This is a genomic window from Serratia sp. K-E0102 (assembly GCF_029962625.1).
Classification (GTDB): Bacteria; Pseudomonadota; Gammaproteobacteria; order Enterobacterales; family Enterobacteriaceae; genus Serratia; species Serratia sarumanii.
This window is the reverse complement of the sequence record NZ_CP124754.1, coordinates 1114504-1128795: the sequence shown is the minus strand read 5'-3', so window position 1 is coordinate 1128795 and position 14292 is coordinate 1114504. Positions and strand designations below refer to the sequence as shown.

The following is a 14292-nucleotide window of genomic DNA, read 5'->3' as shown; positions in this document are numbered from 1 at the left end:
ACGCCCCTCCGTTCGCTTACGCCGTGATGCCGAGCTTATCGGCCAGCGCTTCGATCGCTTTCTCGAAGCAGCCGAGCGGCGCGCGCACCGTGCCGGCGCCAATTTGCCCGACCCCGGCTTCGCGGTGGGCGATGCCGGTGTTGATCAGCGGCGTGATGCCGGTTTCCACCACCCGCCGCGCATCCAGCCCCAGGCAGGCGCCCTGGAAGTCCCAGGTCGGGATCTGCAGCATCATGTTGCGCTCGAGGTAGATCTCCGCCATTTCCTCGGAGATGTCGGTGGCGGCGCTCATGCCGCCGGAAGCTCCGACGAAGCGCGTCACGCCCGGTGCCGCGACCATCGCCGCGCCGCCAATGCCGAAGGTTTCGGTGATCGCGCTGTCGCCGATGTCCGGGTTGGCGTCCGCCTGGCTGAAGCCGGAGAAGAACAGCCCTTCCGGCGTATTGACGGGGGCGGTGAACCAACGATCGCCCATCCCGCTGATCTTGATACCGAAGTTCTTGCCGTTGCGGGTCATTACCGTGACGATGGTGCCCTGCTCAATCTCGGCCCCGGCGTCCATCGCCGCCTTGCAGTAGGCCATCGCCAGATTGAGGAAGAACTGATCGGTGATGCTGAGGAACTGCATCACCTGCGCCAGCTCCGCCTTATCGCGCGGCAGCAGGCTAATCTCCGGCGCCAGCCTGCGCATCAGCAGCGCCGAGGCCGCGATATTGCGCTGGTGGAATTCGTCCCCCATGCTGATCGCCTGCGCCATCAGCGCGGTCAGATCGATCCCCTCCTCCAGCGTCGCCAGTACCGCTTTCAACACCGGGGCCAGCGAGTCGCGCATCCAGCGCAGGCGATGCTGCACGTCCTCGCCGTAGGCGCCGAAGCGCATCACCTTGCCGATGCCTTCGTTCATGTTGCAGTAGGCGTAGTTGCCGTGAACGGTGTTCCTGACCACTACCATCGGCATGTGGGCCGAGGTGATGCCGCCCATCGGCCCCACCGCGCTCACGCTGTGGCACGGGATGAACTCGATCTCCCCCTGCTCCAGCAGCGCCAGCGCCTGCTGCTCATCCTGCGCCCAGCCTTCGAACAGGCAGGCGCCGATGCAGGCGCCGCGCACCGGGCCGCTCATCTCTTGCCAGGTGACCGGCGGGCCGGCGTGCAGCAGCTTGCGTCCTTCGGCCAGCTGCGGGATCAAACGGTGCGCCAGATCCACATCCTGCCAGTGCGGGCGCGCCTCGCGGATACGGGCGATAACGGCGGCGTTTGCTTGCTCAATCGTTGCGTACATAGCGGTTCCTTACTTTAATTTTTTCAAGATGTTGGCTAATCGTTGATCGCCACCGGCCACCGGCGCCCACTGGTAATGCACCACCGGAATGTCGCTGGTTTGCAGGTCATCGGCGAAGCTGCGCAGCCCGGCGTTGATCACCGCGACGCCGTCCAGCAAGGCCGGCCGTTCGCATTCAGGTGCGGGTAAGACGGGGGTAATCAGCTGGTGCGCCAGCGCGACCGCCGCCGGCAGCGACGGCATCACCGCGATGCCGGCTTCCTGCAGAGTGGCGATTTGCCGCGAGCGCTGCTGTGGATCCTGTTCGGTGCCGGTGACGGTGGCGATCGCCGCCAGCGGGTGGGCCGCGCCGCGCACCGCACGCACGTTGGCCACCTCGGCCGCCAGCGACGCCGCCGGATCGTCCTGAGCGCCGAAGCCGATCACCACATCCAGCAGCAACACGCCGGTCTGCGGCTGCTGCGCCAGGCGGGCGATTTCTTGATTGCGGGCGGTCGGGTCAATCATCGGGTGCGGTCGCCCCTGGGTATAAAAGTCATCGCCCATGTCGATAATGCGATGGCCGTCGGCCACCAGCATGGCGCCGCGCGGGTGCTCGCTATCCACCGGCAGGGACAGTTTTTCCGCCAGCAACATCGCGCATTCGGCCGCCAGCGTGCCGCCGGCATACAGCCCGGCGATTTTGCCGCCGGGCACCGCGGGCTGTTGCGCCGCCTGTTGCTGCACGTAGCCCAGCATCGCCGCCAGCCGCGCCGCTTCATCCAGCGTGGCGGCGAACGTGATGTTGCCCTCCTGACGCACGGCGGACTGCGCGCCGAGGAACAGCGCCACTACCGGCTTACCGAGCGCTTTCATCTCGTCGATCACCCGCTGGCGCACCTCGGGCGCCGGCGGTTTGGACACGAACGCCAGCACCAGACTCTGCGGATCCGCCGCCAGCATGCGCAGCGCGCTGATGGCGCTGATGCCGCCGATCTCCGCCGTCAAATCCCGCCCGCCGAGGCCAATGGCGTGCGAGATGCCCTGGCCTGCCAGGATAATTTGCGAAATAAGCTCCTGAATGCCGGTGCCGGAGGCGCCCACTACGCCGATAGATCCGGCGGGCGCCACGTTGGCGAACGCCAGCGGCGCGCCGGCGATGCAGGCGGTGCCGCAGTCCGGCCCCATCACGATCAGCCCGCGTTCGCGCGCCTTGGTTTTCAGCGCCACTTCCTGCGCCGGGCTGACGTTGTCGGAGAACATCATCACGTTGCAGCCGTCTTCCAGCGCGCTATCCGCCAGCTCCGCCGCATATTCGCCGGCGATCGAGATCAGCGCCAGATTGGCGGCGGGCAGCTTCTGCCTGGCGGTGCGCCAGCTGCGCGCCCGCAGCAGTTTTTTGCCGCCCTGGCTGCCCTGCGCAATCGCCTTGAGCGCCGTCTCCAGCGCCGCGCCGATCTCCTCGGCGATCGTCTCGTCGGCGGACTCCGCCTTGATCGCCACGCAAATATCGTTCGGCGTCGCTTCGCTAAACTGCGGGTGCCAGAAACCAGTCACCTCCAATAAGGATTTATTGGCCGGTGTCCCCATCATGACGGATATTTCCTCGACCTTGGGAGATTCACTGAGTTTGCGGGAGATCAACATCAGGCTGACGGAATCCTGAAAGCTCCCCTTTTTAATAAAAGCATGGATCATGGTGATATCCTTAAGACAGCATTTAATAATATCGGCAATATTTCCCGCACCGGCGGTACGGCGACGCATTGAATTCAGCGAAAAGGTTAATTATCAAGCTACAAATTAAAACCGCGCCCCGAGGTGAGTACGGTCACACTTTATCCATTGTTAGAAAAAATAACTTAATCGCCTGAATATTAGTTAATCCAGAAGGGAAAAAACATTTATAAAAAAACTTCTAACAATGGCGATTTAATTCAACGAATTTTTAATCCAATCGGATAAAACGCATCTGGATCACATTATTCCCCCCCGGTATTTATACATTACAACGCAGAGGCGAATTAAATAAACCGTAGTGATAAAAGGACTGTATATGAAGGTCTCTAAACAACAATTACATCAGCTTATCCAGCAAAAAATTCACGCCGCCGGCCTGAGCCAGGAACACGCCGGCATCGTCGCCGACGTGCTGGTTCATGCCGATGCGCGCGGCATTCATTCTCACGGTGCGGTCAGGGTCGAATACTATTCCGAACGCATCAGCAAAGGCGGCACCAATAATCACCCGCATTTCACCTTTGAGAAAACCGGCCCCTGCAGCGCCATTTTCGACGGCGACAACGGCGCCGGGCACGTGGCGGCCAAGCTGAGCATGGATCGCGCCATTGAAATGGCGAAAGAGAACGGCGTGGCGGTAGTGGGCGTGCGCCGCATCGGCCACAGTGGAGCGCTGTCCTACTTCGTGCAGCAGGCGGCGCGCGCCGGCATGGTCGGCATTTCGCTGTGCCAGTCCGATCCGATGGTGGTGCCGTACGGCGGCGCCGAGGTCTACTACGGCACCAACCCCATCGCCTTCTCCGCGCCGGGCGAAGGCGACGAGCTGATCACCTTCGATATGGCCACCACCGTGCAGGCCTGGGGCAAAGTGCTGGACGCCCGCTCGCGCAACGCCGCCATCCCCGACACCTGGGCGGTGGACGCCGAGGGCAAGCACACCACCGATCCGTTCGCCGTCAGCGGGCTGCTGCCGATCGCCGGGCCGAAAGGCTACGGCCTGATGATGATGGTCGACGTGCTGTCGGGCATTTTGCTCGGCCTGCCGTTCGGCAAACACGTCAGCTCGATGTATCACGATCTCAGCGCCGGCCGGGAATTGGGCCAATTGCATATTGTCCTGAATCCGGGTTATTTCACCAACGAATCGGCGTTCCGTAAAAATATCAGCCAGGTCATGAAAGAGTTGAATGCCGTTAAGCCGGCGCCGGGCGTCAGCAAAGTGCTTTACCCGGGGCAGAACAGCCATGCGCGTGAAATGGAAAGCGAGAAAAACGGTATCGAAATCGTCGACGACATTTATCAATACTTAATTTCAAATGCTATTTACCAGCGTTCTTACGACCATAAAGATCCCTTCGCCAGTTAACGCACTCTTATTATCGTGGGCTTTTTACGCCGCGGCTCGCGGTTGATATTTCTGAGCCGGGGAGAAAAAAGAAAACCTTCATCAGCGCGCTCAGCGCAATAGGTCGGCCGGCGGCGAATAGCCTCCGCCCTGGCCGCATCGCCGCTGAGACACAACATGCGGGCAGGTAAACATGAAAGACTTCCAACAAGAAATCCGTGATATTTCCGGCTGGTTATCGAAAATCGGCGCCGACCCCAGCGGCGGCATGACGCGTCTGCTTTATACCCCGGAATGGATCGAAGCGCAGCACGCGCTGAAAACCACCTTCGAGGCCGCCGGGCTGAGCACCCATTTTGATGCGGTCGGCAACCTGTTCGGCCGACTGGAGGGCAGCAAATACCCCGACCAGGTGATTCTCTCCGGTTCGCACATCGACACGGTGGTCAACGGCGGCAACCTCGACGGCCAGTTCGGTATCGAAGCCGCCTTCATGGCGATCAAACACCTCAAAGACACCTACGGTCCGCCGCTGCGCAGCCTGGAAGTCATCGCGCTGGCGGAAGAAGAAGGCAGCCGCTTCCCTTATGTGTTCTGGGGAAGCAAGAACATCGTCGGCCTGGCCCGGCGGGAAGACGTGCAGCACATTACGGACGCCAAGGGGGTCGGCTTCGTCAACGCCATGCGTGACGCCGGTTTCGATTTCCCCCCGCCGCATCAGCCGCTGCGCAGCGACATCGCGGCCTTCGTCGAGATCCATATCGAGCAGGGCAAGGTGCTGGAAACCGAAGGCAAAACCATCGGCGTGGTGACCAGCATCGTTGGCCAACGGCGTTATGACGTGCGGCTGCAGGGCGAAGCCAACCACGCCGGCACCACCCCGATGAGCTACCGCCGGGATACCGTGCACGCCTTCAGCCGCATCTGCTGCGAATCGATCGCCAAGGCGCACGCCGAGGGCGATCCGCTGGTGCTGACCTTCGGCAAGGTGGAGCCGAAGCCGAACACCGTCAACGTGGTGCCGGGCTTCACCCACTTCACCCTCGACTGCCGCCACACCGATCAGGCCGCGCTGCTGCGCTTCACGCAGGAGATCGAGCAGGATATCCAGCGCATCTGCGCCGAGATGGGCATCGAGGCCGAGATCGATCTGTGGATGGACGAAGCGCCGATCCCGATGAACGAACAGCTGGTGGCCTGCGTCAGCCGCCTGTGCGAAACGCAGCGGCTGAATTACCGCATGATGCACAGCGGCGCCGGACACGACTCGCAAATCTTCGCCCCGCGCGTGCCGACGGTGATGATGTTCGTACCGAGCATCGCCGGCATCAGCCATAACCCGGCGGAAAAAACCGCCGTCGCCGATTTGAACGAAGGGGTGAAAATCCTGGCGCAGACGCTGTATCAGCTGGCCTACACCGAACAGGGGGCCGAGGCATGAGCAACGACATCGACCCGCGCTACTGGAAAAAGATCGTCGTCGTGCTCTGTCTGGGCTGGGCGGTGATCTGGATCTATCGCACCGTCCTGACGCCGATCTTCCCCGAGATCCAACAAACCATCGGCGCGCACTCCAATGCGGAAATGGGGCTGATCGCCAGCTTCTACTTCTTTGCCTACACCGGGATGCAGATCCCGGCGGGCATCCTGGTGGACAAATTCGGCAAGAAGGTGGTGCTGATCCCGGGCTTCTGCCTGTTCATCATCGCCACGCTGCTGATCGGCAACGCCACCAGCCTGACCATGGTCTATGCCGGCAGCCTGCTGGCGGGCATGGGCTGCGGCTCTTATTACGGCTCGGCCTACTCCCTGTCGTCGGAGAATATCCCGCTGGAACGCCGTGGCCTGGCAACCGCGGTGATCAACAGCGGCTCGGCGCTCGGCATGGCCATCGGCCTGATCGCCTCCAGCCTGCTGGTGAAAAGCTTCAACATGAACTGGCAGATCATGCTGTTCATCATCACCGGCCTGCTGGTGGTGATGACGCTGGTGTTCGCCGTGGTCATCAAAGGCTCGCAGCCTCAAGCCGCGGCGGCCGTCAGCCAGACCGTTGCGCCGACGGCTGCCGAGCCCGAAGAGGACGGCCAGCCCAGCGGCCTGTTCAGCCTGCGCATGATCTCCGCCTACGCGATGTACTTCGCCACCTGCTACGGCTACTACATGATAGTCACCTGGCTGCCCTCGTTCCTGCAGCAAGAGCGCGGCTTTGAAGGGGTGGCCATCGGCTTCTCCTCCGCCCTGGTGGCGTTCGCCTCGGTGCCGGGCGCGCTGTTCTTCAGCCGCATGTCCGACCGTTTCCGCAACAAGAAGGTGCAGCTGATCATTTTCCTCGAGCTGTGCGCGGCGGTGATGCTGGTTTGCACCGTCATTTCGCCGGACTCCACCATGCTGCTGATCAGCCTGATCCTGTACGGGTTGCTGGGCAAGCTGGCGGTCGATCCGATCATGATCTCCTTCGTCGCCGACAACGCGCCGAAGAAAGGCTATGGCACCAGCTTCGGCGTGTTCAACTTCTTCGGTATGTCCTCGTCGGTGATCGCCCCCTTCCTGACCGGCGTGATCTCCGACAGCACCGGCTCCAAGGTGATGGGGTTTTACATCTCCGCCGCCATCCTGCTGGTGGGCACCGCCATTTTCTTCACCGTCAACGTCTTGATGAAACGCACTACGCCAACCCGAACGGCCACCGAGGCCTGACGGCGCTTTTTTACCGGGCGCCGCCGCGGCGCCCTTTCAACGATCAGGAGAATCAACGTGGGTTACTTCAACAATCAAACAGGATATCCAACCGACATTCTGTCAACGCGCGCCATCATCAAACGCGGCAACTATGCGCTGATCCCGCCGAACGGCCTGGTGCGCAACGTCATTCCCGGTTTTGAAAACTGCGACGTCACCATCTTGTCGACGCCGAAACTGGGCGCCACCTTCGTCGATTATCTGGTAACGCTGCACGACTGCGGCCGCAACACTAAAGGCTTTGGCGGCGAAGAGATCGAAACCTTCGTGTACGTCATCGACGGCGCCATCACCGCTTCCGCCGACGCCACCGACTACCCGCTGACCGCCGGCGGCTACCTTTACTGCCCGGCGGGCGTCACCCTGCGGCTGGAAAACGCCAACGGCGGCCAATCCAGCCGCCTGTTCCTCTACAAGCGCCGCTACCAGCGCATCAAGGGTTACGAGGCGCACGTCGTCAGCAACAACGTCGCCAACCTGGAAAAGATCCACTACGAAGGCATGAGCGAGGTGATCCTGCAGGATCTGCTGCCGAAAGATCTGGGCTTCGACATGAATATGCACATCCTCTCCTTCGCCCCCGGCGCCAGCCACGGCTACATCGAGACCCACGTGCAGGAGCATGGCGCCTACATTCTCAGCGGCGCCGGCGTGTACAACCTGGACAATGAATGGATGCCGGTGAAGCAAGGCGACTATATCTTCATGGGTGCCTATGTGCAGCAGGCAGGCTATGCGGTGGGCCAGGAAACCTTCAGCTACATCTACTCCAAGGACTGCAACCGCGACGTCGAGCCGTAAGCGCTTCGCCGCCAAAACCAAGGCCACCTGCTCGCGCAGCGTGGCCTTCTTTTTTATCCCAATCGCCGGCCGATGCGCATCGCGCGGGCGACGTTGGCGGCGCTGCGCTGCAGGTTGAGTTCCCCTTGCGACAGCGCGATCTCCAGCGCACTCAGGCGCGGCAGAATGCTGAACATCGCGTCTATTCCCTGCGCGTGCAGCGCCTCCGCCCCTTCCTCCACCACGCCGGCCAGCGCGATGACCGGCAAACCGCGCGCCCGCGCCAGACGGGCGACGCCGGACAGCGCCTTGCCGCCCAGCGTTTGGCTGTCGATGCGCCCTTCGCCGGTGATCAGCAGATCGGCCTCCGCCAGCGCCTGCTCCAGGCCCAGCGCCGCCATCACGATCTCGATACCCGGCTTCAGCGTTGCGCCGAGAAACACCTGGCAGGCGATCCCCATGCCGCCCGCCGCCCCGCCGCCGGCGACGTGCCGCACGTCGCGCCCGGTGCTCTGGCGGATCACCTCGGCATACTGCGTCAGGCCCTGTTCCAACTGCGCCACCATCGCCGCCGTCGCCCCCTTCTGCGGCCCAAACACCGCCGCCGCACCGCGCGGCCCCACCAGCGGATTGTCTACGTCGCAGGCGACCTCGATCCGGCACTGCCGCAGGCGTGCGTCCAGCGTGCCGAGATCGACGCCGCTCAGCGTCGCCAGCTCGCCGCCGCCCCACGGCAGCGCCTTGCCGTCCGGGCGGTAGAAGCGCCCGCCCAGCGCCTGCACCATGCCGACGCCGCCATCCACCGTGGCGCTGCCGCCGATGCCGAGGATCAGGTGGCGAATGCCCTGATCCAACGCATGCCGGATCAGTTCACCGGTGCCGTAGCTGGTCGCCAGCAGCGGGTTACGGCGCGCCGCCGGCGTCAGCATCAATCCGCTGGCCGCCGCCATTTCGATCACCGCCGTCTTGCCGTCGCCGCTGATGCCGTAAAACGCCGCCACCCGTTCCCCCAGCGGCCCCGTCGCCGATACCGTCACCTTGCGCCCGCCGGTGGCGGCCACCAGCGCGTCCACCGTGCCTTCGCCGCCGTCGGCGATCGGCAGGCAGACGCACTCGGCATCGGGATAAACCTCGTGGAAGCCGCGCGCGATCGCCCGCGCCGCCCGTTCTGCGCTGACGCTTTCTTTAAATGAATCCGGTGCAATAACAATTTTCATGCTGCCTCCTTTATTCGAGACGAAATAAAAATGGCCATGCCTTCCCCCGCTGAAATAATCAGATGAGAAATGCATGGCGAAATAAAATAAAACTGTTGCCGACTATTTAATGAAGATGAAGGAAAGCGTTATTTATTGACCCATTTCGCCGGCACGCTGTAGGTTAATATCGCCCCCAGTATCATCATCGTCGACAAGACGCACATCGCCGCCAAATTGCTGTGGGTCAGCTGTTTGAAATAGCCGATGATATAAGGCGAAATAAAACCGCCGATGTTGGCGATGGAATTGATGAGCGCAATGCCCGCCGCGGCGCAAGTGCCGGTAAAGATGGCGTTCGGCAGGCTCCAGAACAGCGGCGAGGGCACCAGGCTCGACGCCACCGCCACGCACAGCGCCGCCATCACCACGTGCTTGTTGTCCGGGAACAGGCCGATGAAGATCAGCGACACCGCGGCGATGCAGAACGGCACGATGATGTGCCAGCGCCGCTCGCGATGCTTGTCCGAACTGCGCGCGGCCACCAGCATCGCCACCACCGCCAGCATGTACGGCAGCATGGTCAGCAGGCCGATATCCATCACCGAGGTCACGCCGGTGTCGCGAATGATGGTCGGCACCCAAAACGCCAGCCCGCCCTGGCCCATCACGGTGCAGAAGCAAATCAGCCACATTTTGGTGAACGCGGACGATCTCAGCATGCTTTTCATCGTCCACTCCTGCCCACCGGCGGCGCCCTGGCGCGGCGCGCTCTGCGCCATATCCTCTTTGATCAGCGCCTTCTCCTGCGGGCTGAGCCACTTGGCGCTCTGATAGGTGTTATCCAGGAAACAGAAGATGACGATGGCGATCAGCAGCGCGCGCGGGCCGCTGATGAAAAACAGCCACTGCCAGCCGGAGAGATTCATCAGGCCGTTCATGTGCTCGATGATCCACCCGCACAGCGGGCCGCCGATGATGTTGCTGACCGGGATGCCGCACACGAACAACGCGGTCATCTTGGCGCGCTGGCTGGACGGGAACCACAGCGTCAGATAGAGGATCACGCCGGGGTAGAAGCCGGCCTCCGCCAGCCCCAGCAGGAAACGCGCCAGGTAGAATTGCCAGGGGTTGGTGATAAAGATGCTCAGCATCGAAATCGCCCCCCACACCACCATCAGCAGCGCGATGATCTTTCTGGCGCCGTAGCGGCTCAGCAGAATATTACTGGGTACCCCGGCGATGATATAGCCGATGAAAAACACCCCGGCGCCCAGCCCGTAAACGGCTTCGGCCATCGAGACATTGCCGTTCAGAATATCGGGCATCATTTGAAATTTCGAAAACGAAATGCCAACCCGATCGAGATAACCGACGATATAGCTCACTAATAAAATGGGCATAATGCGCCAGGCGATTTTTCGATATAAACGGTTTTTGTCAGGGGCGGTAAGAATATCTTTATCAATAACAGCATTATCGGTTGCCATATTCAGTGTCTCCTCGGTTGGCATCCTGCTTTTTACTTTTTATTGTGCTGAATCATTTTTTATTGGATTGGCGGGGACCCTCTTTATTTATCATAAAGAGGGCGTTATTAATGTCGAACATCTCTGATTCTAACGATAAGCCGGCGAATTAAATGCCGGGGGTACTCTTAGCCGGCCACCCGGTGGTTGCCCATGATCTCCAGCGCCCGCACCAGCGCGGAGTGATCCAGTTCGCCGTCGCCATTGGCGGCGCAGACGTTGAACAACTCCTGGCAGGTGGCGGTATTCGGCAGGCTGAGCGCCAGCGCCTTTGCGCCCTGCAGCGCCAGATTAAGATCCTTCTGGTGCAGCGAGATGCGGAACCCCGGCGCGAACGCCCGCTTGATCATCCGCTCGCCGTGCACCTCCAGAATGCGCGACGAGGCGAAACCGCCCATCAGGGCTTCGCGCACCCGGGCCGGATCGGCGCCGGCGCGCGAGGCGAAGACCAGCGCCTCGGAGACCGCTTCGATGGTCAACGCCACGATGATCTGGTTGGCGACCTTGCAGGTTTGCCCGTCGCCGTTGCCGCCGATCAGCGTGATGTTCTTGCCCATCAGCGCCAGCAGCGGCTGCACCCGTTCGAAGGTCGCTTCCTCGCCCCCCACCATGATGGTCAGCGTGCCCTGTTTGGCGCCCACTTCGCCGCCGGAAACCGGCGCGTCCAGGTACTGGGCGCCCAGCTGGTTGATGCGCTGCGCGAACCGCTTGGTCTCCAGCGGTGAAATGGAGCTCATATCCACCACCACTTTGCCGTTCAGCTTGCCGGCGGCGCAGCCGCGTTCACCGAACAGCACCTCCTCCACCTGCGGCGTATCCGGCACCATGATGAAGATCACGTCCGCCTCATCCGCCACCTGCTGCGGATCGCCGCAGGAAATGGCCCCTTGCTGCAACAGCGCCGCCGGCACCTCATGCCGGGTATGGGCGTAAAGCGTGTGCCCGCCCGCCAGCAGCTTTTCCGCCATCGGCGCGCCCATGATGCCCAGACCGATAAATCCCACTTTCATTTTCATCTCCTCAAGACAGGTATTTTTTAATCCATGACAGGCCGCTTTCCGTGGTGGTGAGCGGTTTGTATTCACAGCCGATCCAGCCGCGGTAACCCATGCGATCCAGCTGCGCGAAGATAAACTCGCAGTTGATTTCGCCGGTGCCCGGCTCGTGCCGCCCCGGGTTGTCGGCGACCTGAACGTGGTCGATCTTCGCCAGCAGGCGCTCAAGGGTCTGCGTCAGCTCTCCCTCCATGCGCTGCATGTGGTAAAGGTCGTACTGCAGATACAGGTTGGGGCTGCCGATCGCTTCGATCAGTTCGATCGCCTGCCGGGAGGTTTGCAGGTAGAACTGCGGCATGTCGTAGCGGTTGATCGGTTCGATCAGCAGGCGGATATTCTGCCGCGCCAGAGCGTCGGCGGCGTAGCTCAGGTTCTCTTTCACCCGTTCGTCGGTGGCGTGGCGGCCGAAGGCGGGATCCGGATTGCCGATCAGGCAGTTGATGCGATCGCAGCCCAGCGCCTGCGCATACTCGATCGCGCGCCCGACGCCGTCGCGGAACTCCGCTTCGCGCCCCGGCAAGCAGGCGATGCCCCGTTCGCCCGCCGCCCAGTCGCCGGCCGGCAGGTTGAACAGCACCTGGCTCAGGCGATGTGTCTCCAGTTCGCTGCGCAGCGCGGCGATCGGGTAGTCATAGGGAAACATGTATTCCACCGCGCTGAAGCCCTGCTCCTTCGCTCGGCGGAAGCGCTGCATGAAATCGACTTCGGTGAACAGCATGGACAGGTTGGCTGAAAATTTCGGCATGGTAAGGCTCCTTAACGGTAATCAAAGAAGTTGACCGAGGTCGGCGCGTCTTCCGGCGTTGCCGCCACCGGTTCGAACTCGTTGACGTTATCCAGCTCGGTGCCCATGGAAATATTGGTGACGCGCTCCAGGATGATTTCCACCACCACCGGCACCCGGTGCTGCTGCATCAGTTCCTGGGCCTGACGGAACGCCGGCGCGATCTCTTCCGGTTTGAACACCCGCAGCGCCTTGCAGCCCAGCCCTTCCGCCACCTTGACGTGATCGACGCCATACTCGCCAATCTCCGCATTGTTGATGTTTTCAAACGACAGCTGCACGCAGTAATCCATATCGAACCCGCGCTGTGCCTGGCGGATCAGCCCCAGGTAGGCGTTGTTCACCAGCACGTGGATATAGGGCAGCTTGAACTGCGCGCCGACCGCCAGCTCTTCGATCATGAACTGGAAATCATAGTCGCCCGACAGCGCGATCACCTTGCGCTGCGGATCGGCGGCGCACACGCCCAGCGCCGCAGGCAACGTCCAGCCCAGCGGGCCGGCCTGGCCGGCGTTGATCCAGTGACGCGGCTCGAAAACGTGCAGCATTTGCGCGGCGGCGATCTGCGACAGCCCGATGGTGGTGACGTAGCAGGCGTCGCGGCCGAAGGCACGGTTCATCTCTTCATACACCCGCTGCGGCTTGACCGGCACGTCGTCGAAGTGGGTCTTGCGCAGCAGCGTTTGCTTGCGCTGCAGACAGGCGGCGCACCAGGCGTCGCGATTCGGCAACTCGCCGCGCTCGAAGCGGCGCTTTGCCGTGTCCACCAGCATTTGCAGCGCGATGCGCGCGTCGGAAACGATGCCCAGATCCGGGCAGATCACCCGGCCAATCTGCGTCGGCTCGATATCGATGTGCACCACCTTGCGCCCGGCGGTGTACTTGTTCACCGAGCCGGTGTGGCGGTTGGCCCAGCGGTTGCCGATGCCGAACACCAGATCCGAATCCAGCAGGTTGGCGTTGCCGTAGCGATGCGAGGTTTGCAGGCCCGCCATGCCCGCCATCAGCGGGTGATCGTCCGGAATGGCGCCCCAGCCCATCAGCGTCGGGATCACCGGCACGTTGCAGATCTCCGCCAGCTGCTGCAGCAGATCCGCCGCGTCGGCGTTGTGAATGCCGCCGCCGGCGATGATCAGCGGTTTTTTCGCCGCGCACAGCAGATCCAGCGCTTTGTCGATCTGCGCCTGGGTGGCCGCCGGCTTATAGGCGGGCAGCGAAGAGTAGGTGTCCGGATCGAACTCGATCTCCGCCATCTGCACGTCGAAAGGCAGGTCGATCAGCACCGGGCCCGGCCGGCCGGAGCGCATCAGGTGGAACGCCTGCTGCAGCACGCGCGGCACCAGCGCCGGTTCCTGCACGGTGACCGCCATCTTGGTCACCGGCTTGGCGATCGATTCGATGTCTACCGCCTGAAAATCTTCTTTGTGCAAACGCGCACGCGGCGCCTGGCCGGTGATGCACAGGATCGGGATCGAGTCGGCGGAGGCGGAGTAAAGGCCGGTGATCATGTCGGTGCCCGCCGGGCCGGAGGTGCCGATGCACACGCCGATATTGCCGGCGGCGGCGCGGGTGTAGCCTTCCGCCATGTGCGAGGCCCCTTCCACGTGCCGCGCCAGGTAGTGTTTGATGCCGCCGTGCCGCCGCATCGCATCGTAGAACGGGTTGATCGCCGCGCCGGGCACGCCGAACGCGGTGGTGATCCCTTCTTTTTCCAGCACGTGCATTGCCGCGTCTACCGCTCGCATAATTGCCATGTGATGCTCTCCTCAATTTATTGGAAAATTTTTCCAAATTAAAATTACGCTCAAAAAAACCCGTTTGCTCATCAAACGGGGAGTCTTGCTCCGCACCGGTTCAGCCCGG

At 62.1% G+C, this 14292-nt stretch carries 11 protein-coding genes; 4 read left to right on the top strand and 7 right to left on the bottom strand.

The window, feature by feature from the left end; genetic code table 11:
• Positions 1–16: 16 nt before the first annotated feature.
• Together SSARUM2_RS05225 and SSARUM2_RS05220 are read right to left on the bottom strand one after the other, a co-directional pair.
• The gene (locus SSARUM2_RS05225; RefSeq protein ID WP_041033722.1) at positions 17–1282 is read right to left on the bottom strand and encodes a DUF1116 domain-containing protein; all 1266 of its coding nucleotides are present in this window, start codon (positions 1280–1282) and stop codon (positions 17–19) included.
• 9 nt (positions 1283–1291) lie between these two features.
• Positions 1292–2959 carry an acyl-CoA synthetase FdrA gene (locus SSARUM2_RS05220; protein ID WP_060452717.1) on the bottom strand — a complete coding sequence of 556 codons (1668 nt, stop codon included), beginning with the start codon at positions 2957–2959 and terminating at the stop codon, positions 1292–1294.
• Between the two features lie 358 nt (positions 2960–3317).
• On the opposite strand from SSARUM2_RS05220, the gene allD reads away from it, so the two are divergent.
• The 4 genes from allD to allE all read left to right on the top strand — a co-directional run bounded on the left by allD (position 3318) and on the right by allE (position 7886).
• Positions 3318–4367 carry an ureidoglycolate dehydrogenase gene (allD, locus tag SSARUM2_RS05215; RefSeq protein ID WP_015376901.1) on the top strand — a complete coding sequence of 350 codons (1050 nt, stop codon included), beginning with the start codon at positions 3318–3320 and terminating at the stop codon, positions 4365–4367.
• Between the two features lie 172 nt (positions 4368–4539).
• Positions 4540–5787 (top strand): allantoate deiminase, encoded by a 1248-nt coding sequence (gene allC / locus SSARUM2_RS05210; protein WP_060452716.1) that lies wholly within the window; start codon positions 4540–4542, stop codon positions 5785–5787.
• Complete coding sequence (locus SSARUM2_RS05205) at positions 5784–7043, top strand: MFS transporter (protein ID WP_033653227.1); 1260 nt, start codon at positions 5784–5786, stop codon at positions 7041–7043. The genes allC and SSARUM2_RS05205 overlap by 4 nt, the downstream gene beginning before the upstream one ends.
• A gap of 57 nt (positions 7044–7100) precedes the next feature.
• Positions 7101–7886, top strand: a complete 786-nt coding sequence (allE, locus tag SSARUM2_RS05200; RefSeq protein WP_033637377.1) for a (S)-ureidoglycine aminohydrolase — start codon at positions 7101–7103, stop codon at positions 7884–7886.
• A gap of 53 nt (positions 7887–7939) precedes the next feature.
• Here allE and SSARUM2_RS05195 read toward each other — a convergent pair whose 3' ends face one another.
• The 5 genes from SSARUM2_RS05195 to gcl all read right to left on the bottom strand — a co-directional run bounded on the left by SSARUM2_RS05195 (position 7940) and on the right by gcl (position 14183).
• Positions 7940–9082: a glycerate kinase gene (locus SSARUM2_RS05195; protein ID WP_060452715.1), complete on the bottom strand. Its 1143-nt coding sequence runs from the start codon at positions 9080–9082 to the stop codon at positions 7940–7942.
• A 128-nt stretch (positions 9083–9210) separates the two neighbouring features.
• Positions 9211–10464 carry an MFS transporter gene (locus tag SSARUM2_RS05190; protein ID WP_223307168.1) on the bottom strand — a complete coding sequence of 418 codons (1254 nt, stop codon included), beginning with the start codon at positions 10462–10464 and terminating at the stop codon, positions 9211–9213.
• A 254-nt stretch (positions 10465–10718) separates the two neighbouring features.
• Positions 10719–11600 (bottom strand): 2-hydroxy-3-oxopropionate reductase, encoded by an 882-nt coding sequence (gene glxR, locus SSARUM2_RS05185; protein ID WP_060452714.1) that lies wholly within the window; start codon positions 11598–11600, stop codon positions 10719–10721.
• Positions 11601–11610: 10 nt separating this feature from the next.
• Positions 11611–12390: a hydroxypyruvate isomerase gene (hyi, locus tag SSARUM2_RS05180; RefSeq protein WP_060452713.1), complete on the bottom strand. Its 780-nt coding sequence runs from the start codon at positions 12388–12390 to the stop codon at positions 11611–11613.
• Positions 12391–12401: 11 nt separating this feature from the next.
• Positions 12402–14183: a glyoxylate carboligase gene (gene gcl / locus SSARUM2_RS05175; RefSeq protein WP_060452712.1), complete on the bottom strand. Its 1782-nt coding sequence runs from the start codon at positions 14181–14183 to the stop codon at positions 12402–12404.
• Positions 14184–14292: the final 109 nt, after the last annotated feature.